Consider the following 18949-nt stretch of genomic DNA (forward strand, 5'->3'; position numbering starts at 1 on the left):
ACGGGCGTTTTTCATCAGCCAAGTAAAATATGGCGGAGAGGCGGGGATTCGAACCCCGGGTAGCGTTAACTACACCCGCTTTCCAGGCGAGCACCATCGGCCTCTCGGTCACCTCTCCGCAAGCTGGGTACATTACACTAACCAACCAGAAACTGTAAAGTGGATTTTTGCACAATACGTTCTATGCCGCGGGATGATGACGAAAAACGATGAAGATCAGCTATTTGAAGCAGAATAACGACCGTTGATGCGATAGATAAAAGCAAGGATTTCGGCGACCGCCTGAAACAGCTCCGGCGGGATATCCTCTCCGATCGGGATCCGCCCGAGAATTTCCAGCAGATCCGGATCCTCAACGATATCAACCCCGGCCGCCTGTGCCGCCGCAATAATGCGCCGTGCAACCTCTCCCTGCCCAGTGGCAGTGACCTTCGGCGCTGCGCCGGCCTCATGATCATAGCGCAGGGCAACGGCCTGGATCGGTTTACTGGTTTTACTCATCACTAAATCCTGTCATCCAGCATGCCGGGAGAATCAGGCAATAGTCGTTCCAGCAATTGCCGAACCGGCACCTGGGCATCGGCGGAAAAACTGACGCCCTGCAACGGCACCGTCTCGATCGACTCCTTGAGTTCGGGCAAATGGCCCTGCAGATAGGCCATCTTCTCTTCATCCTCACAGGCCATGCGCAGGTGCAGCCCGTCCTTCTCATAGAGCATGTCGACGCGCATATTTCCCAACGCCGAGAGCCGCAACGACAGGGAGAGTTGCAAGGGCTGATCGGCAGCCGACTCCTCATCCGCCTGGCGTTGTTTTTCCATCAACAAGTAACCCTCTTCAAGTTCATTGAAGGGCAACGGTAAAAACTGTATCTGCTCTTCGGCCAGCTTGGCTTTACAAAGCTGCAACATCTCCAGCCGCCGCAGTGGCTCTTCCACCTCGGTACCCAATTCCTTGCTTAACGATAGCAAGCTCAGCTTCAAACTAGCGAGAGCCTCTTTCTTTTTCCCTTGCAACAGCTCCGCTTCAAGATGAAAGCCGAACAGTTGCGAAAGAAACCCCAGCTGCCCACCTTGGGGCGGCTGCGGTCCGCCTTGGACCAGTTGCGACAATTGTGCAGTAATCAGTTCCAGGCCGGGTAGAGCAACCTGCCCCGAACGGGCCGCAGCTGGAAGCTGATGCAGCTTATCCAGTAACCCTTCCAAGCGACCGAGCAATTCAGGTGAAACTTGTGCAGTTTTGCCCTGCATTTGCTGGACCTGAACCAGCAACTTCTCCAAACCGGCGCTGACCTCTTCGGGAATAACCGCTGGCGGCGGGGCAGGTGGTAACGGTGAACTCGGGGCAACCGGTGGCCGATAGATTCCCCCCGACGCAACAAACCCGGCGGCCGGCTGGACAGACGGACCCGGCAAAGGCGGACCTGCGTGAGCCGCTTGTGCCGCTTGTGCCGCTTGTGCCGCTTGTGCTGTCTGTGCTGTCTGTACTGTTTGACCCGCGAGTGCCGCTTGTCCCGATGATGGCGGTTGCGCTGCTTGCCCTGGGGCAAGGGACGCAGGGGATACTGCAGCTGCAGGTGCTGGCGACAGAACAACCGTTGAGCCAGCGACTTTCCCCGCAGCAGGGAGGTCCCGACCGACCTGAACGGTCAACTGCAGAACCAAGCGCTCCAAGCCACTGCTTAATTGTGGTGGCAGGTTCGGTTGCTGACGCATTTGACCCAAAACAGCAAACAGATCAGTCACCTGCGGTAGTGGAATTTGTGCTGGCGACAACCCTTGCTGCAACGGCACAAGTATATTTTGCGTTTGCGTGACCCAAGTCTGTGGCAACGGTCGACCGTCGGCTTGCAACAATTGAGAAAACTGCTGCTGTAAACCCCGAACGAGTTGTTGCAAATTCTGCTGTCCAGCACTATCAGCACGATAAATAACAGCGGACTGCGTCCCTGGAATCGACGATTCGGCGTGACCCTGTCCACTGGCGACAGACACAAACAGTTGCTGTAACTGAACCGGCAATGCTCCCAACTGATGCTCGACAGCGGCCGGCAATTGCCCGTTCGGTTGTAACAACTGCGTAAGTTGCTGATATACCTGTGCTGTATTTTGCGGCAAACGTTGCTGCTGCGGTTGTTGGCGCAACACCTCAAGCAACCGCGTCCAATCATATTGTTGCGTTAATAACGGCAGTAGCTGACTGAGGCGGCCGCCGAGGGGATCATTGATGACGCGAAATTCCAGCGTTGGCTGGGTTTGCAACACCTGCAGGGTCAGTTTCTGCCCCGCCTGCAACTCCACACCACTCTGAGCCCGATAATGACGGCTATTCATTTCCAGCAGCGCCCGATCAAGACCACCTTCGACGACCGTCGCACGCACCATCTGCTCCGGCCGCAGACCAACCTGCCGCTCCTCAGAGTTAGTCACGGGGACAGTTGACGACTGCGCTACCGGAATTGCCGTAGATATCGGATTCAGTATAGTCATAGGCTCCTCATCGACCCTTGTTCCGGGCCTGTAACGCAGATTGTGTAAATGGCCAGTCGGTCAGAGTAGCGGCATTCGCCCTTCAAATATAATCGAAAATTGATTCAGTGCCGATCGCCAGTTGTGGATCGGCATTGTCCATTTCTTTGAAATATTCTGTAACGCTAAGTAGAGCAGCTTGATCATTGATTCGTCATTGGGAAACGATCCCCGGTTCTTCGTGACCTTCCGCAGTGACATGTTCACCGATTCGATGGCATTGGTCGTGTAAATCGCTCTGCGTATGTCGGACGGATATGAGAACAGTGGCGTAATCCGCTCCCAGTTGCGTCGCCAGGATTTAGCAATTGTCGGGTGACTGGCGTTCCATCTATCTTCGAACAGCTCTAAGTTAAACTCGGCCTCTTCGACAGTCGCTGATGAGTAAATTGCCTTCAGATCCTTGGCGACCTCTTTCCGCTGTTTCCAGGAAACGTAGTTTAAGCTGTGCCGCACCATGTGAACAATACAGAGTTGAACCTGTGTATCAGGGAAGACTGTCTCAATCGCTTCAGGAAAGCCTTTCAGGCCATCGACGCAGGCGACGAAGATATCCTTTACGCCCCGGTTCTTCAACTCTGTGACAACTTGCAACCAGAACTTGGCACCCTCAGTTTCGGCGGTCCACATGCCAAGGACTTCCTTGAGGCCATCAAGGTTGACACCAACGGCAAGATAAACAGCCTTATTAATGACTCGATTTTCTTGCCGTACTTTGATCCGAATGGCGTCGAGATAAACAATCGGCCAGATATCATCCAGCGGCCGGTTCTGCCAAAGAACGATTTCCTCTTGGACCGCTTTCGTCACTTGGGAAACAAGCGTCGGTGAAATCTCTACACCGTACATCTCTTCCAAATGCGCCTGAATATCGCGGGTCGTCATGCCACGGGCATACAGGGCGATGATCTTGTCATCAAAACCGCTGAAGCGGCTTTGCCCTTTAGGCAGTATTATCGGTTCAAAACTGGAATCACGGTCACGGGGAACGGTAATGTCAAGATTGCCGAACTCGCCTTTGACCTTCTTCTGGTAGCTACCGTTGCGGGCGTTACCAGCCTTGTTGTTTGACGGAGCATTCTTTTCGTAGCCGAGATGTTCGGTCAGCTCGGTTTTCATTGCACGTTCCAGAAGCTGTTTGGTCAGTTGTTTCAGTAGCCCAGTTTCCCCGATAAGATCTTCAGGATTCTTGTAATCCTTCATCAGGGAGTCGAGCAAGTCGTCGGGTATGGTCATCAGTTCCTCCAGTGGTTACGGGTTGTAACCGACTGGGAGCATTTACACAAAAGATTTTACACCCTCCTTGTTCCGCCTAAGTTTAGCATTGTTACGGCAAAAACCGACAGGCCTAGGAAGAGAGAGTCAAAACTCCGCCCACATTAACAATTACCTTCCTTTCCCAGGCGACAGCACCGTCAAAATAACGTCACAAACCCCTAACCTACTAATTTTATACATTGTTTTTTCTGTGGCACGGAATTCGCTATATCGAAAACAAACCTAAAGACTTCTCAGTTAAATGACGAGAGGTAGACTAACAGTTAATTTGCAATCCAAATATCCGCAAAACGAAAGGATATTAAATGATGAACGCCACAGCCCTGGTCATCGGCTCGGACTCGAACAAAAAGTTGCAGCTGGTTAAACACCTGTCAGCAACCCAGCTCTTTGACCGCGTGAAACCCTTGCAATCGATTGCTGCTTTGTTTCAGCACTTGAAAACCAAATCAGCAGATATCATCTGCTGGGTTATCGATAATGGGGAGTCACAAGCGGACTGGATCAACAAACTTCAGGGGCACGATCAATGGCACGACCTGCCACTGGTCGCCTTTGCCGATAACCAGCAGAGCCTGATCAACGGCTTTAATCTTGGTGCCAGTGACTCACTTAAACTGTCGACCGATCCCAACGAGCTAAATGCCCGGCTGCTCGGCCACCTAAAACGCTGGCAACGCTTACTCGACTTACGCCAAAGCAAAGAGCAGCTGCAAAAAATGGCTTTGACCGATGCCCTGACCGGAGTCGGCAACCGAGCCACCTTTGACTTGAGCATCAAACAGGCGACCGCACGCACCCAACGTTCAGGTACGCCCTTCTCTTTGCTGATGATAGATCTTGACCATTTTAAAATGTTTAACGATTGTTATGGCCATCAGGCTGGGGACAATGTCTTGAAGCACGTCGCCAAAGCAATTAACGATTCGGCTCGCGACGCTGACATCTGCTGTCGATACGGCGGCGAAGAATTCAGTGTCATTCTCCCCGACAGCACCACCGATCATGCCATTATTCTGGCGGAGAGAATCCACCGACAAGTCGCTCTGACTTCGCGGCGACTCCGACAGACGCAGATGCCCATTACTGTCAGTATCGGCATTAGCTGTGCCGACAAAAAGGGCTTTTCTCATACTTCCAGTTTAATTGAAGAAGCTGACCGGGCGCTATACCAAGCCAAAGAGAATGGTCGCAACCGCACGGAAATCTGGCAACCGAACAGCCGACCACAACACGCTCGAATCGACTTTTCCTACGCCCCTGCCCACCAGATGGCGTTTGGCACCTGAACGACAAATCCTAGACATAAAAAGCCCGCGGCAACGATGCTCGCGGGCTTTTTTATTTATAAATCAGCAAAAGAGATCAGTTCCCCAACACCTGGACCTTCAGACGGAGCTGCTTGCGCTGTTCCGCCAGACAATAAGCGACAATAGCGTCCTGATCTTCATCTTCCATGTCGACAAAACTCATCGCAACCTGTTTGCCGGTCGGACCAGTATCATAGGTTCGTACCACCTGCGCAACGCACTCAACAACACGCGGCTCCGGACCATCAATAATAAGCTCCAAACCGATTTCTGCACCATCCTTGAGCGGCTCATCAACCGGTACCCGCAACCCACCACCACTGATATTGACCGGCGTTTGAATCGACTTGGCCGAGGGGCTCCCCTCACTTATCACCCAATAGCTGACCGACAGTTCGGCATCAACCCGAAAATAAGAGCGTTTCTGAACATGGCTGAAAGATTCGACCATTTCCAATTGCAGCTTGGCGTCACTGAGCACACTAATAATCTTGGCTCGTACCGTTTTGGTTGCACCGGCCACATCAAAAGAGATCTGACAAGGTTCTTCCACATTGAGGGCATCAAAATCGAGTTGATCGGGTAGAAAAGTAATTTCAATTTGAGGTGGGGTGGTTGTTTTGGCGACACCATCGACCTGCTGTTGCCCTCCCTCTTGCAAAGGCAGAACAACCCTGACAACCCGATAGTCTTTTAATTGATCTAAAACTGACATGGCAGATCCCTATAAAAGGATCGATAATATGACAACTTGACCGATCCGACTCAGCCGATTCCTCTAATTGATTTTTCACCTCGGGCAAGCTCTGGATGATAACCGGAAACGGCAATCCGCCCCTCTTTCAACTGCGTCAATTCAGCCGCAGTAACGGCCATCATGCCACGGACTCTTGGCAAAAGCAAATTATTCATTTCCACAATTTGATTCGATAGTTGCAGCCGTTGCTGGAACAATGGATGGTCCTGCCAACGGGTAAAATCCGCGGCCATTTCTTCGAGCAATTCCCGATCATACAAACCGGCTTCGGTCTGAAGCGCTTGCAAACGGGCGGTATAAGCTAGTAACTGTTCAGGATCACCCGTGGTGAGCAATTGCTCAAGTTGCTGCGCGTGCTCGATGATAGTGCGATACCGCTGGATCGAAGCTGTCAAGTCGACATCAACCATAACGACACCGAATCAGTAGGCCGCAGCAACGTGCTGCGCGCCGGGATTGGCGGTTTCCTGCACACCTTGAGCATCCTGCCGGCAGATCTCTATTGCGCCGACAAAAGCTTCGCGCAAATCGAGCAGGATCTTCTCCACCGGCCCAAGTTTTTCCGCATCATTCTTAATATTGGCGGTGGTCAACTCACGAATCATGAAATCATACAGACGGCTCAAATCTTCCGCAATCTCACCACCAACTTCCCGGTCAAGGGTATTGGAGAACTCGGCAATAATCGCGACCGCTTTGCTGATCGCTTTAGCCTTCTCTGCTTCCCGACCGTCAGCCAGGGCCCTTTCCGCCTGACGAACAAAACGGATGGCGCCATCGTAAAGCATGATCAGAATCTGCTCTGGACTCGCGGATAAAACCTGGTTGTTCTGATATTGGCTCATATAGGCATTCATTAGTTATTCCCCGTCATCATGTTGCTGAGCATATTCATTTGTTGGGTGAGAAAACTGCTCTGCGCGTTCATACCGCTGATCAAGCTTTCAAGCGCGGTATATTGACTGCGCATGGTTGCTTCCCGCTTAGTAAGGCGCATTTCCATTTGTTCGATGCGATTGTCAATCCGCTTGGTATTTGATGCTGTGCTGTTCTTCGTCCCTGCCAAGACGCCATCGATGGAATCGGTGATATCCTCCAGATAGTTCTGGAATTTGACGGCCACCCCCTCAGAATCGTCCTCGCCGACCAGTAATTTTTCAACGCTGGCCAGGTTATTCTGAATGGCATCAGTCAAGATTCCATCGTCGAGCAACAGGGTTCCATCTATTTGGGTTTTAAGCCCGAGTTGTGACATGGCGCTAAGGCTCCCGCTGTTATCGACAGAAGAGGTCAGCAGATTCTGCAAGCGCCGCTTAACGACATTGACTCCCGAATCCCCATTCAAGACCCCCCCCTCAGAATCGTTGATCGTGGACTGGCTATTGATAAAGCTAGCAACCTCGTTGTAACCCTTTACAAAGGACTGAATCTGCGACTTTATGGCTGCCTCATCAATCCCAACAGAAACACCCGTGTTCACACCCTCTTCGGCCTGGAGTAAATCTAGAGTCAGTCCGGGGATCGCCTCGTCCAGCGTATTGCTGGCGGAATAAATATCGATCGTATCCACTATGACATGCGCCTGGGTTGCCGCCTGAGTTGTTGTCAGGCTAAACGGATCATAATTCCCCCCGGCCAGATTCGTCGTCGTAATCGTTTCACCACCACTTAAGGAGAGCACAAAGTTGTCGCCATCGGCGACGATAGCTGCGGTCACGCCGGTGGTTCCGCTCTCAGCATTGATCGCGTCCATCATATCGGTCAGCGAGTTGGTGGCGTTGCCCAGGGTGATCTGGTGGCCGGTAGACAAATCAAGGGTCCCGCTGCCAAAAACTGTGGCTGACTGATCGGCAAAACCGCCCGCCTGCAACTGTGGACTGATATCTCCGTTAAAGGTCTGCAAGTCTGAGGTCATCGAAAAGTCGGTCGCCACATCAGCGCCGGTCAAGACCAGGCGATAGGGGCTGCCAGTTCCGTCATTGATGATGGCAGCGTTCACCCCCGCATCGGCAGCGTTGATCGCCTGCGCCATCCCCTCGAGGGAATTATTGGTCTCATCGATGGTAATGCTAACGGCTTCGTTGTCGCCAACGGTCAGAGACAGTTCGCCGGTACCGAAACTCTGGGCGGTTTTGTCAACATAACCCTGTGAAACATCCTTTTGTACCTTGGCCAGAGAAACCACTTCGATCTCGTAACTGGCCCCCGGCAAGGCATCGGGCGCGGCGGTAACTGAAAAGTTATCTTCACTGGTCGCAGTAACCGATTTCTTGAGCAGATCGTCGGATGAGCCGAGCTTTTGAATACTCGAAAGAAACCCCCTGAGCTTGTTGTCAAAGGTGGTATAAGCCAGTTGCCGCTTCGAAAACCACGCCTTGTCACTTTCCAGACGGTTAATCGGCAGGCGTTCAATCGCCATCAACTGATCGACAATGGCGTTTGTATCCATACCTGTTGCTAAGCCGCCAAATGTGATGGCCATCCTTGTCTCCTTCCGTCCGAAAAACCTTGCCTGCTCAGGACAAAATCAACTCTTGGTATCTACGATGTTGCCACGCAAACGTTCCAAAGAACTTTTAAGATCCAGCAACTCTTCTGCCGGAACCTGCCGGATTGTCTCATCGGTCTCACGGTCGACAATCTTCACGACCAGGACATCGGATCGGTCATCGTTCTCGAAACGTACGCTGAAGAGACCGTCTTCGGTCAGGCCCTTGATCTGCTGGAGCAGCTCTTCGGGGGCCACCTGGTTTTTATCGACCTGGGGCCCCTGAGCAAGATCGTCCTTCTTCTTGCGCAGATCGTCGACCTTGTCGGCGGCCTTCGGTAACGCCAGTGGTGAACCACCGGCGATATTAATAGCTTCGATTTTCATGATTTTCTCCCCTGCAACCTTTACGTTAACCACCATGCCGCTAAAAAAATGGGAGCCGGACAGGCCGGCCCCCATTCCAGTTAGTCTAAGATTAACCCAACAGTGACAGTGCTAACTGAGGAGCCTGGTTGGCTTGCGACAGGATCGAAACCCCAGCTTGCTGCAGGATGTTGTTCTTGGTCATCGCCGAGGTTTCCTGAGCGATATCCGCATCCAGGATCCGCGAACGCGCGGACGAGAGGTTCTCGGAGACGTTGTTCAGGTTGGCGATGGTTGACTCAAAACGGTTCTGCACCGCACCGAGACCACCACGGATGTTATCAACATCAGAGAGAGCCTGATCGACACTCTTGATCGCGCCCAAGGCAGCGTCACGAGTCCCTACGGAAATACCGTCAACCGTAGTCGTCAGAACTTGGTCAAAGCCACCGTTCATGGAGAGCGACCCGCTAGAGTCCACGGTTACTGCAGACGCACTAGAAACGTCAACATTGACATCGCCCAACTCAGCCGAAATTAAGCCACCAATATTAGTAACGGTGTTAACCGTTGCTGTGGAAGCAAGCGTAATGGTTATCGTACCGCCGCCACCAGCATTAGATACATTACTTGCTGACGCGGTAGCAATAGTGCCTTGCACCACAACCACCTTGAATGCTTCGTTACCGCCACTTCCTTCATTGCCGGTAGAGGCTGAGATCTCAAAACCGTTATATGTGCCCGCAGCGGTTGTCAGGGCGACAGCCTCTACGCCAGCCTGCCCCAGATCGTCAGTCGCTGCGCTCTGAATACCGAAAGAGATGGTCTGGTTGGCACCAGCGTTAGCGCCGACCTGGAACACCGCATTACTCATGGAACCATCGATGACCTTGCGGCCGTTAAATTCGGTGGTTTCGGCAATCCGGTCGAGCTCAGCCTTGAGCTGCCCGATTTCATCGTTAAGAGAAGAGCGATCAGACGCGCTATTGGTGTCGTTGGACGACTGTACGGCCAGCTCACGCATGCGCTGCAGAATGTTGGTGCTCTCCTGCAGGGCGCCTTCAGCGGTCTGCGCTAAGGAGATACCGTCATTGGAGTTCCGGGACGCCTGATTCAGACCACGAATCTGCGCGGTCATGCGGTCAGAGATAGCCAGGCCGGCGGCGTCGTCCTTGGCGCTGTTGATGCGCAGACCGGAAGAGAGGCGCTCCATCGATTTACCAAGAGCGCCTTGTGATTTACCCAGGTTCCGTTGAGCGTTGAGAGCAGCGACGTTAGTGTTAATTGAAATTGCCATGAGTTTTTCCTCCATGAGTGATTGCGGGCGTCCTTGCCCTGTTGTGTTTAAACCTACTGTGTATCTCCGGGAATCGCGTTTGTTTCACAACCTCCTTGTGCGTTAAATTTCCCCGTCAAGTGTCTTCTCGGCGGTGCCTGACGAATAGTTTAGAAAAAACTTATCAAAAAAAGTTTTTTTTACAGCCCGTCCGGCCAATCCATCTCGTCGATCAACTGGGAAAGCTGCGCATAGCCCAGATCGTAAACCTGTTGCCACTCCTCCTCGCTGTTGGTAAAGCAGAGAAACATGTACCAGCAAATCAGCAGTTTGTTGACAGTGCGCATATAGGGGACAATACGCCGATCAAGGTTCAGGGCGATGTTTCTTGGCAGCTGTTTCGCGACGAGCGCTTCAAAATTATCTATTTTTTTTGTAAATTTCAGCCAGTTAAATTTTTTCAGCTTTACTACGCGCAACGCTGCCTTTCTGAACTCTTCTAATTGAACCGCGCCATCCAGCGGCAGCGCTTGCCAATGCACGCCCTCTTCAAGAGGTACAAACATCGACCGGATCAAATCAACGTCCCGCGTTTTGTCATACTCACGTAGCTCAATCTCACTTGTGCGGCAGGGATTCGCCCCGGCGATACGCGCACCGTCAGAACAGTTATAGACCAGAACCTGACCGGCAACCGAAGCGATGGGACGTTGCGCTGCTATGCGCGCTTCACTAAAATAAGACTGCGTATAGACAGGTCCCGTCTCATCAAAGTTTGATTTCACCTGCAAATGGCCCGAGAACACCACCGCCCTGTGCTCTTCCTCGTCACGATACGCTGAACTTTCTGCAACATGGGTCTGCGTAGCCTGGCGATAGCCGAGATCCAACCCAAACAGATAGATATGTTCAGGGCGGCACCAGCAGGCAAAACTCAAGGCCATATTCCCTGTGGTGAAATCAAGAAAGGGCATCGCAAGTTTAAACTTAACCGGATAAACACCATGAAGCTCAGGTAGCATCAGTACTTCGGCAAAGGAAGCAAATTTTTCCGGAAAATCATTTACCAGGGTGACAATCGGAATAGATGGATCAAGCTGCACACGCTCAAACTCCTCCTTTCCCCAACGGTTAATATCGAGACTGAATTGAAAATCCGGGGCAATCCCAGTTTTTTGCAGCGCAGAGACTGCAGAGTGGACCGCAAAAATGACAAACTGATCCTGATTTTGCCTGAGCCAATCCAAATCACTGCTTAACGAGGGTCCCGCAGCTACAACAGCGATGCGGGACCGGGGTGACAATGCTACCGGTTGCGCCAAAATCCGCTGGCCCGCAGCGATATTCCCCTTAACATTACGCAAACCATCCAATTGCCGTTCCGGCGGAAACCAAATATCAAATGGTTTCCGCCATCTGAGACGAAACTGATCTATTATGGTACCAAACTCGCCAGAAGGGTAACCCGGTAGGATACGCGTCCAGACCGCTCCGGTAATATCGGCCTTTTTGAAAAAAAGCTCTTTAGTGTTTTCAGGGAATTCCTTTCCCACATGCAGCAGCAAACCATCGAAACGCTTATCCAAAGCCTGGTAATCAAGAAAATAGCATGACAAAGCAAAACGTGAGGGATCCGGCTCGACAAATGCGACAGTGCGCAATTGGGTGCGGCTTAGAAAATAGTCAACATGCAGCCCATGAAAGACACCCAAGAATACAACCGGATTAGAAAAATGTTTACCGCTGGCCAAGGTTGGTAAATTTATGCTGCGGTCATTCATGCGGGGGGCAAGTCCAGGAAAGCGACTGAGCATTTCCTGTTGAAATCGGGTCATATTCTGCGAATATTTGCCTTGTTCATCATCGCTTTCATAACGCAGCACACGGCCCTCAATCAAATCAATCCATGCATTGTTCGTCCAATCACCAAGGGCTTCAGCAAAACGATCCAACCCCGCCTCAGGATGGCACAACTCTCCGGTTTCAGTGTTGGTGATGGTGAGAAAATCATCTGTAACATTAATATGAAATGGCGCAGTTCCAGTGGAACGCAAAAGGTTTCCAACAGAGGGGTATTTACCCGAGAAGAAAGCTTGGTTTTTCTGAAAAAGACGTTCCAGGCAGTCTGCGCGCTGCTGAGGTAATAAGTTTTTCAATTCTTCAATTTTTGTCATTTCATGCCTCTGCTATGCACTGCTTAATGTGAAGAGACCCCTTATACGTTGACCTCAACAGCCCAGAGAGTAAACCAATTTTGTACCTCGAACTGTCGCACTCAGCTTTGCCGATAGCCCCTGAAACTGGCATCCCGGTTCAGGTAGAGATGTCTGGTTTGCGCTAGCATGGATCGCGATTTTTTCGAGAAATAGTTCTTCAGTAGCGTGCTGTTCGCGTCAAGCAGGCACTGGTGGAACTCAGCATCGGTCAAGTCGGTGAAGTTAACTGAAAGCAGGTCGGAGTTCAGATGGAGGTTTTCGTAGAAATCTTCGCAGTCTTTAATTTTTCCTTGCTGTATTGCCAGATCGTAGAGCGGCGAACCGGGATAGGGGGTGACTGGCCGGATGGTGCGCATCTGGGCGCCGTCATCGTACTTCAGGAGAAACTCAACCCCTCTCTCCAGGCTCTCTTTCGTATCGCCAAGGTTGCCGAAGATAATGTTGTAGCCGGGACTGATCCCGGCTGCCAGGGTCGCTTCGATACCGAGGATAATCTGCTTGGTACTGAGCGCTTTATTCATCTTTTTCAGCACCTCGTCATCCATTGCTTCAATTCCATAGTTGATGAAGACGCAGCCGGAGCGTTTCATCAGTTGCAGGATTTCTGGATGGGCATAATTCAGCCGGCCGTTACAGTCCCACTTGATATTGAGCTCTTCGCGCAGGAAATCCTCACAGAGACTTTGTACCCGCGCCGGTGACGACATCAACAGCTCGTCGGAAAAGGCGATGTAGTTTATTTGATATTTGTGTTTGAGAAATTTTATTTCTTCAATGATCGCGGCGTTGCTCCTCTGACGGAAGCCTTCATCCATTCGGTAGCAGAAAGTACAGGTGAAGGTGCAGCCCCGCCCGGAGAGCAGTGGCATAAGAAAGTCTGAATTGCTGGCGTGAGGCATCCTTAGCAGGCGATAAAATTCCATCGGGAATAGATCGTAAGCTGGAAAGGGGATCGAGTCGATATCGGCGATCAAGGGGCGCCGTACGTTGATTTTGATTTCTTGGCCGTCCCGATAGGCGATACCCTTTACTTCTGACAGATCTCTTTTGTTTGAGATGGCATTCAGCAGTTCGGTGATCGTCTCTTCCCCTTCGCCTATAACAACGGCGTCGGCGGCTGTTTTTTTGATAAAAAATTCAGGTTCCGGGGATGGTCCGTGTCCACCGATGATGTAGAAAGGGCGGTTTTTCGAGCGGTTAATCGCTGCGGAAATCTTCAATGCTTTGCGGTACTGATAGTATCCTGCGACGAAACTCAGACCGATCACGTCGAATCTGTTGTTGTCCAGATATTCGGTGAGATGCTCATCGGGGTAGTGCCATTGGTCCTGGTTGTATATTTCGACCTCACATCCCTGCTGTTGTAAAATCGCGGCAATGTAGCCAAATCCTTGAGGAAACCAACTGATGTAGGAATCGTTGTCGTAAACAACAAGCAGAACTTTCATCTTCAGCGATCTCCCTTGTTAGTGATCTAGATTGGTTTGTGGTCGGGTTTCGAGGTAGCATTCTGCAAGCTTGAAATCAATCAGGTGATCAATATCTATCGAGCGTTCAGCCGGCATTTCATAGGCAAAGGTTCGGGGACCAAAAAAGGACCTTGTCTCTCTGAGAGCTCTGGTTTTTGTGAGGAAAATTGCCCCATTAAGCCTGTAATACATGGGGAACTCTTGTCTGGTTCGATGTTGTGTCTCTGGCCGGAGGAAGCTGTTCATGTTTCCATCGTCAGGCAATGTGTTGCTGAGCCAGGGATGGTGTTCGTTGGGACATACTGAAACGATAGCGTCCGCCTTTTTGCTGTCAGCTAATTCAATGGCGGCATCAATATCAATTGCCGTTCGTAGGGGTGATGTGGGCTGTAAAATCATCACCCATTCATAGACTTCTTTTAAGAAGTCCAGGGTATGCAGGACTACGTCAATACTCGATGCCTTATCGGTGGAGAGTTCAGCTGGCCGCAGGAAGGGAACCTGCGCCCCATAGCTTTTCGATATTTCAGCAATTTCAACGCTATCGGTGGAGACCAAAAAACTGTCAAGATGTTGACTTTCCTGGGCAGCGATGATCGATCTAGCAATTAGCGGCTTACCGTGGAGCGGTCTGATATTTTTCCCCGGAAGCCCCTTGCTGCCACCACGCGCGGTAATAATACCGAGGATTTTCTTCTGTTTATACATCGAAATTCTCTTCATATTCGGTGTTTGCTTGCTCGAAGTCATTGGGCTGCCCAATATCCATCCAATAATCCTTAATCGGAAAAGAGCAGCTTTTCTGGCCCTCCCTGATCAAGGCTTGAAAGAGTTCCGGCATGTCGAAAGATCTGTTTTGGGGGATCAGTTCAAGAACCTCAGGGTTCAAGACATAAATACCGGCGTTGACAAAAAACTTTTGCGTCGGTTTCTCATTGATTTGCTGTATGCATGCCCCCTTGGTTTCTACCACCCCATAGGGAACCTGCAACTGGTATTCGCGCACACACATGGTCGCTTTAGCTTCGGCGAGAAGATGGTAATTAAGAAGATGTTCAAAGTTAACATTCGTTAGCAGATCCCCATTCATGACAATTATTGGCTTATCGGTTGGCTCTGGGAGCAAGCTGAGGGCCCCAGCGGTGCCCAACCGTTGAGTTTCGTTCAAGTAAGTGATATTGACCCCATACTGGCGGCCGTCTTTGAAATAGTTGCGTATTTTCTCGGCTTTGTAATTAACGCTGAAATAGAAGTTGCGGAATCCGTAGCGCGAAAAACTTTCCAGGATGGTTTCAAGAATTGGTTTGGATCCAACCGTCAGCATTGGCTTAGGGATATTTGCGGTAAGAGGCCTCAGCCGTTTACCCTGACCACCTGCCATCAGTACGACTGCATTCGGTTTTTCCGGTCCACGGAGATAATCATCAATGAGTTCGATACCGACAAGGTCGCCCTGATCATCAAGCATTGGCAGTTGCTTGATACCATGGCTGAGTGCTGCCTGAATAATATCTTCCCGTGACTGATTGATTTTCCCAGTGAAGGGATTGGTGTTGAACAATCCCTCAATACTATCTTCCAGGTTTTTGCCCTTAAGAAAACCTCGCCGAACGTCGCCATCGGTAATGGTCCCCAGAAGCTTGTTCCTTTCAACAACCAGAGCAATCTGCATAACTCCCTTATCAATAACTTCAAGCGTGGTACGTATTGATGCCTGTGGGCTTATGCAGATATTCTTTATCTTCCTCATTAGTGTTCTCCACCAGTGCTCTTGCGGGGTTTTATATAGTCATTTTCTTTTGGATCAAGCCTGGGCCAAGGTCCGCGTTTGCAAGAATTTCAGCAATTTTGTTGCCGGAATTCCCAACTCCATAGGGGTTGTGGCAATTGTTGCACTTGGAACGAAAGTCATCGTCATAAAGGGATTTTTTTATGGCAGCCAGGATCTCGCTACAATTGTAGCCAACATCTAATACATTTTCAGCTCGTAATCGACCCTGTTGGCGAGAGCCAATATTGACTGCCGGGCATCCCAGGGCCGGGGTCTCCTTGAGGCCACTGGATGAATTTCCGACACATACACCACGGCCGCGCCCATGACCTGCGAGGTGTAAAACCCCATGATAATTGTAACGGCCAAGACTGGAGTGGATTTGGACATTCTCGATGCCAGCTGCTGACCAATGTTTGATTTGATCGACAATACGTTTTCCCCCGGCATCGTTATTTGGATAGGTCACAATGATCTGAACGCCATCTTGAGCAAGAATTTCAAGGGCTTCAAGTGTGGGGGTGATCTGCGTTTCAGCCGCTTCGAATTCGGTTGTAATTGAATGTTGGGTGAAGAGTACGATCGGTCTATTGATATCCAGGTTGTAGCGTTCAAACAACTCTGCGGGTTTGGCAAAGTTACCGGCAGAGATGATGTCGATCGCTGGCAGGCCGACATTGGTAACCCGCCAGGGCTCTTCCCCCATAGCGATGATACGCTGAGCGGCTTCTTGATTGGTTGCGAAGTGCAGGTGGGCGAGTTTGGTCATCGCGTGGCGGACGTTGTCGTCCAACGCTCCACCTTCAGTAATGTCACCACCTTCAATGTGGGCTGTGGGGATGCCCATCTGGGTTCCGGCGATGACAGCCGCAAGGCTTTCGAAGCGGTCGCCGTAGACGACCAGAATGCTTGGGCGAAGCTCATCCAGCGCCTCGCTTATGCTGATAATGCCGCTGCCGATCGCTTGTGCCATCGCCAGCAGGGTATCGTCCTGCATATCAATGCTAACTTCGCGATCTACTCTGAAGCCATCCTTTTTGATCTCTGTGGTGGAATTGCTGAAATCTTCGTCAAGGTGAGATCCAGAGACGAGGAGGAGGTAGTCGAGACCCGGATGGGCATCGATTGCTTTAATGATCGGGTATTGCAGCCCGTATTCCGCCCTATTTCCGGTAAACAATGCTACTTTTCTCACTGTTGCACTCTCTCTCCAAGGTCGGTTAAGAATAGGCCCAGCCATTTGATTGCTAGGCGCTCAATAACGCTGCGACAACCGCTAGTTGTCTGTTTTTTGACAGTACTAAAGGGCAAAGCAAATACTATGCCGTGGTTGACTCGGATCGCTCATTACTGCTTAAGTCGTACGTAGTCAGAAGGGCAGGGCTACTAAAAAGGGTTACGGCAACAGATTATTTTTCGCCGCCGATATTGTCGAGGAAGATACGCAATCTACCCAACAGAGACGTTGTCAGTTTTTAGCTGATTCCACTCTGCAGGAGATCGTTCGCTAAAACAAGGGCGTTGTTGCTTATTTTGCCGAAAGGCGGCAGTGCCTCCAACCCTGGGATCTCTTTGAGGGTATCGAGTCACTGAAGCTGATGCCGGGTCTGGTTGACGGGTTAGTGATTGTGGCGCCTGGGGTGGAAGGGGGTCTGGGATGAGGATGATTTTTAATGACATCGTCAACATAGATGAAGTCGCCTACCGAGATTGTGTCCATTCCCTTGATCGGCTCCCCGGTACAAATCTGCTTCAGAATTCTGCCCATGGCACTGTTCTCCGGACTGTCCGGACATAGACCTTGACCAGCTTAAGAATTTAACAACGGATTTCCCCTGCAAACCTAGGAAGGAAAGAGTCACTAAACATTTTACTTGCGGCATAGATAGAGGCTGGCCGTAATAGATCTTGCTTGGATACCGGCGTATTGTCTCCCTGGGTAGACACCGGTAGAAGAAGTATTGATAAAGCGGTTGCTGGCATTGAGAGATACTTCGATGGCCAGTTTAACTTCGCGTCAAAGGCTTGCGCCGGGTCGCTGTTGGCTCGTTTTGCATCGTTGGTTGCGGCAAAATTAACGAAGATTGCTTCCCGATTATTGAAGGTGTTTTCTACGGTAAAAGCTTAGCCCTAGTAGCTATATTGGTCAGATTCCCACAACGGCGCCGATTTGGTCTCTTTGCTACCTCCGAGGGTTGTGTGCCTGAGCTACAGCCTTGCGCCGCTACTGCGCGGCTTTTAGTGTCAGTTCGCGGTCAATCAATCCACCCGCACCGCTAATAATGAATAAATTTCTTGCCTTGTCATCATCAGCTGAAATCGTCCGGGTCAACGTGGGTGTCAGCCGGTAGATCTTTCAAGGCTCTTTTACCGAGTATTTTTTCAAAGTTCTCGGCCGGGATTTTCCCAGTTCCTGGGCGTTTTACCCAGATATTGTCGCGAGTGAGCAGTTCCCCTTGTTTAATGTTTTTGATGGTAACGACTGTAGCATAGGCAAAAGCGATAACCGGTTGTTCCTCGGGCAGGATGGTTTTGCTTCCGCCTCTTGCTTGCCAAATCGCATGTGCGCCTTTGACCAGCTCGCTCAGCTCTGTCGGATCGATAGAAACCGGGATGTCGGGTCCTGGCCAATCGTGGCTGATGGTGAAATGTTTTTCCAGGCAACTAGCACCCAGCGCCACAGCCCCAAGGCAGGTATAAATCCCCTTGGAGTGATCACTGAGACCGACGGGGATTGAAAAAATGTCAATCATTTCAGTAATGGCATTGAGTCGGACCTTGTCGTAGGGTGTCGGGTACATCGACGTGCAGTGAGTGAGGGCAAGCGGACAGGAGTGTTTCTGTATTAGCTGTACCGCTTTTTTGATAGCGGGGATATCGTTCATCCCTGTCGAAAGAATAATCGGTTTGCCCATCTGGGCAATGTGCTCAATCAGTGGATAGTTGTTGCATTCACCCGAGCCTATTTTGAATGCAGGGACCCCCATATCGTTTAACCGGTCGGCTGCAGCCCTGGAAAAGGGGGTACTTAGGTAGAGAATCTCTTTTTCCACACAATATGCCTGGACTCGTAACTCTTCTGCCGCGGTCAACTCGCACCGCTTGATAATGTCCCAAAGGCGCTCGTCGGAAATATCCCCCGGCTTCATGTCGGTCGGGACCATTTCTTCTTCCGTGATGTGGCATTGGAACTTGATGCAATCAGCCCCGCTTGCCTTAGCCGCGTCAACCAGTTGCAGCGCTTTTGCGATTTCTCCCTCATGATTGATTCCAGCTTCCATAATAATGAAAGGAGGTTGGTTTTCACCAATTTTACGACCTGCTATTTCTATTTCATTCATTTGAGATACCCCTTGCTACGCAGTCAGTTTCTCAGCTGCTATAAATTTCTGTTCTACCCACCCAGAAAAGGTGGATGTGAACTAGATTGACATTATCGTGACGGAACATAGTTCCGAAAGGAAGTCTGTTCACGAACTTCAATCCGTTT

16 protein-coding genes and 1 tRNA gene are annotated in these 18949 nt (G+C 50.8%); 1 reads left to right on the top strand and 16 read right to left on the bottom strand.

The window, feature by feature from the left end; genetic code table 11:
* Positions 1-30: 30 nt before the first annotated feature.
* From ACZ5PT_RS03330 to ACZ5PT_RS03345, 4 genes are all read right to left on the bottom strand, one after another.
* Positions 31-118 (bottom strand) — tRNA-Ser (locus tag ACZ5PT_RS03330).
* 98 nt (positions 119-216) lie between these two features.
* The gene (locus ACZ5PT_RS03335) at positions 217-501 is read right to left on the bottom strand and encodes an EscU/YscU/HrcU family type III secretion system export apparatus switch protein (RefSeq protein ID WP_464265388.1); all 285 of its coding nucleotides are present in this window, start codon (positions 499-501) and stop codon (positions 217-219) included.
* Positions 502-503: 2 nt separating this feature from the next.
* Complete coding sequence (locus ACZ5PT_RS03340; RefSeq protein ID WP_464265389.1) at positions 504-2489, bottom strand: flagellar hook-length control protein FliK; 1986 nt, start codon at positions 2487-2489, stop codon at positions 504-506.
* Positions 2490-2549: 60 nt separating this feature from the next.
* Entirely contained in the window at positions 2550-3764 is a 1215-nt protein-coding gene (locus ACZ5PT_RS03345) for an IS256 family transposase (RefSeq protein ID WP_464263630.1), read from the bottom strand.
* A gap of 347 nt (positions 3765-4111) precedes the next feature.
* On the opposite strand from ACZ5PT_RS03345, the gene ACZ5PT_RS03350 reads away from it, so the two are divergent.
* Positions 4112-5095 carry a GGDEF domain-containing protein gene (locus ACZ5PT_RS03350; RefSeq protein WP_464265390.1) on the top strand — a complete coding sequence of 328 codons (984 nt, stop codon included), beginning with the start codon at positions 4112-4114 and terminating at the stop codon, positions 5093-5095.
* Between the two features lie 76 nt (positions 5096-5171).
* Here the strand turns inward: ACZ5PT_RS03350 and ACZ5PT_RS03355 are convergent, their stop codons facing one another.
* The 12 genes from ACZ5PT_RS03355 to ACZ5PT_RS03410 form a co-directional block, all read right to left on the bottom strand.
* Positions 5172-5831, bottom strand: coding sequence for a flagellar brake protein (locus ACZ5PT_RS03355; RefSeq protein WP_464265391.1), 660 nt, complete (start codon positions 5829-5831; stop codon positions 5172-5174).
* Positions 5832-5881: 50 nt separating this feature from the next.
* Positions 5882-6283 carry a hypothetical protein gene (locus tag ACZ5PT_RS03360; protein ID WP_464265392.1) on the bottom strand — a complete coding sequence of 134 codons (402 nt, stop codon included), beginning with the start codon at positions 6281-6283 and terminating at the stop codon, positions 5882-5884.
* A 12-nt stretch (positions 6284-6295) separates the two neighbouring features.
* Positions 6296-6718 carry a flagellar export chaperone FliS gene (fliS, locus tag ACZ5PT_RS03365; protein ID WP_464265393.1) on the bottom strand — a complete coding sequence of 141 codons (423 nt, stop codon included), beginning with the start codon at positions 6716-6718 and terminating at the stop codon, positions 6296-6298.
* A gap of 11 nt (positions 6719-6729) precedes the next feature.
* Entirely contained in the window at positions 6730-8355 is a 1626-nt protein-coding gene (gene fliD / locus ACZ5PT_RS03370; protein WP_464265394.1) for a flagellar filament capping protein FliD, read from the bottom strand.
* A gap of 45 nt (positions 8356-8400) precedes the next feature.
* A complete protein-coding gene (locus ACZ5PT_RS03375; RefSeq protein ID WP_464265395.1) occupies positions 8401-8748 on the bottom strand; it encodes a flagellar protein FlaG in 348 nt (115 codons plus the stop codon).
* A gap of 91 nt (positions 8749-8839) precedes the next feature.
* On the bottom strand, positions 8840-10024 hold the full coding sequence (locus ACZ5PT_RS03380; RefSeq protein WP_464265396.1) for a flagellin: 1185 nt from the start codon (positions 10022-10024) through the stop codon (positions 8840-8842).
* 179 nt (positions 10025-10203) lie between these two features.
* A complete protein-coding gene (locus ACZ5PT_RS03385; protein ID WP_464265397.1) occupies positions 10204-12177 on the bottom strand; it encodes a motility associated factor glycosyltransferase family protein in 1974 nt (657 codons plus the stop codon).
* 101 nt (positions 12178-12278) lie between these two features.
* Positions 12279-13667, bottom strand: coding sequence for a B12-binding domain-containing radical SAM protein (locus ACZ5PT_RS03390; protein WP_464265398.1), 1389 nt, complete (start codon positions 13665-13667; stop codon positions 12279-12281).
* An 18-nt stretch (positions 13668-13685) separates the two neighbouring features.
* Positions 13686-14396 carry an acylneuraminate cytidylyltransferase family protein gene (locus tag ACZ5PT_RS03395; RefSeq protein WP_464265399.1) on the bottom strand — a complete coding sequence of 237 codons (711 nt, stop codon included), beginning with the start codon at positions 14394-14396 and terminating at the stop codon, positions 13686-13688.
* A complete protein-coding gene (locus tag ACZ5PT_RS03400; protein ID WP_464265400.1) occupies positions 14389-15438 on the bottom strand; it encodes a nucleotidyltransferase family protein in 1050 nt (349 codons plus the stop codon). The genes ACZ5PT_RS03395 and ACZ5PT_RS03400 overlap by 8 nt, the downstream gene beginning before the upstream one ends.
* Before the next feature lie 31 nt (positions 15439-15469).
* Entirely contained in the window at positions 15470-16654 is a 1185-nt protein-coding gene (gene neuC, locus ACZ5PT_RS03405; protein ID WP_464265401.1) for a UDP-N-acetylglucosamine 2-epimerase, read from the bottom strand.
* 1114 nt (positions 16655-17768) lie between these two features.
* A complete protein-coding gene (locus ACZ5PT_RS03410; protein WP_464265402.1) occupies positions 17769-18800 on the bottom strand; it encodes an N-acetylneuraminate synthase family protein in 1032 nt (343 codons plus the stop codon).
* Positions 18801-18949: the final 149 nt, after the last annotated feature.

It is taken from the genome of Desulfuromusa ferrireducens, from assembly GCF_055389805.1.

Excerpts from the sequence above, each read along its gene's own strand:
- ACZ5PT_RS03335 (WP_464265388.1), bottom strand. The coding sequence starts at position 501 with ATGAGTAAAACCAGTAAACCGATCCAGGCCGTTGCCCTGCGCTATGAT.
- ACZ5PT_RS03340 (WP_464265389.1), bottom strand. The coding sequence starts at position 2,489 with ATGACTATACTGAATCCGATATCTACGGCAATTCCGGTAGCGCAGTCG.
- ACZ5PT_RS03345 (WP_464263630.1), bottom strand. The coding sequence starts at position 3,764 with ATGACCATACCCGACGACTTGCTCGACTCCCTGATGAAGGATTACAAG.
- ACZ5PT_RS03350 (WP_464265390.1), top strand. The coding sequence starts at position 4,112 with ATGATGAACGCCACAGCCCTGGTCATCGGCTCGGACTCGAACAAAAAG.
- ACZ5PT_RS03355 (WP_464265391.1), bottom strand. The coding sequence starts at position 5,831 with ATGTCAGTTTTAGATCAATTAAAAGACTATCGGGTTGTCAGGGTTGTT.
- ACZ5PT_RS03360 (WP_464265392.1), bottom strand. The coding sequence starts at position 6,283 with ATGGTTGATGTCGACTTGACAGCTTCGATCCAGCGGTATCGCACTATC.
- fliS (WP_464265393.1), bottom strand. The coding sequence starts at position 6,718 with ATGAGCCAATATCAGAACAACCAGGTTTTATCCGCGAGTCCAGAGCAG.
- fliD (WP_464265394.1), bottom strand. The coding sequence starts at position 8,355 with ATGGCCATCACATTTGGCGGCTTAGCAACAGGTATGGATACAAACGCC.
- ACZ5PT_RS03375 (WP_464265395.1), bottom strand. The coding sequence starts at position 8,748 with ATGAAAATCGAAGCTATTAATATCGCCGGTGGTTCACCACTGGCGTTA.
- ACZ5PT_RS03380 (WP_464265396.1), bottom strand. The coding sequence starts at position 10,024 with ATGGCAATTTCAATTAACACTAACGTCGCTGCTCTCAACGCTCAACGG.
- ACZ5PT_RS03385 (WP_464265397.1), bottom strand. The coding sequence starts at position 12,177 with ATGACAAAAATTGAAGAATTGAAAAACTTATTACCTCAGCAGCGCGCA.
- ACZ5PT_RS03390 (WP_464265398.1), bottom strand. The coding sequence starts at position 13,667 with ATGAAAGTTCTGCTTGTTGTTTACGACAACGATTCCTACATCAGTTGG.
- ACZ5PT_RS03395 (WP_464265399.1), bottom strand. The coding sequence starts at position 14,396 with ATGTATAAACAGAAGAAAATCCTCGGTATTATTACCGCGCGTGGTGGC.
- ACZ5PT_RS03400 (WP_464265400.1), bottom strand. The coding sequence starts at position 15,438 with ATGAGGAAGATAAAGAATATCTGCATAAGCCCACAGGCATCAATACGT.
- ACZ5PT_RS03410 (WP_464265402.1), bottom strand. The coding sequence starts at position 18,800 with ATGAATGAAATAGAAATAGCAGGTCGTAAAATTGGTGAAAACCAACCT.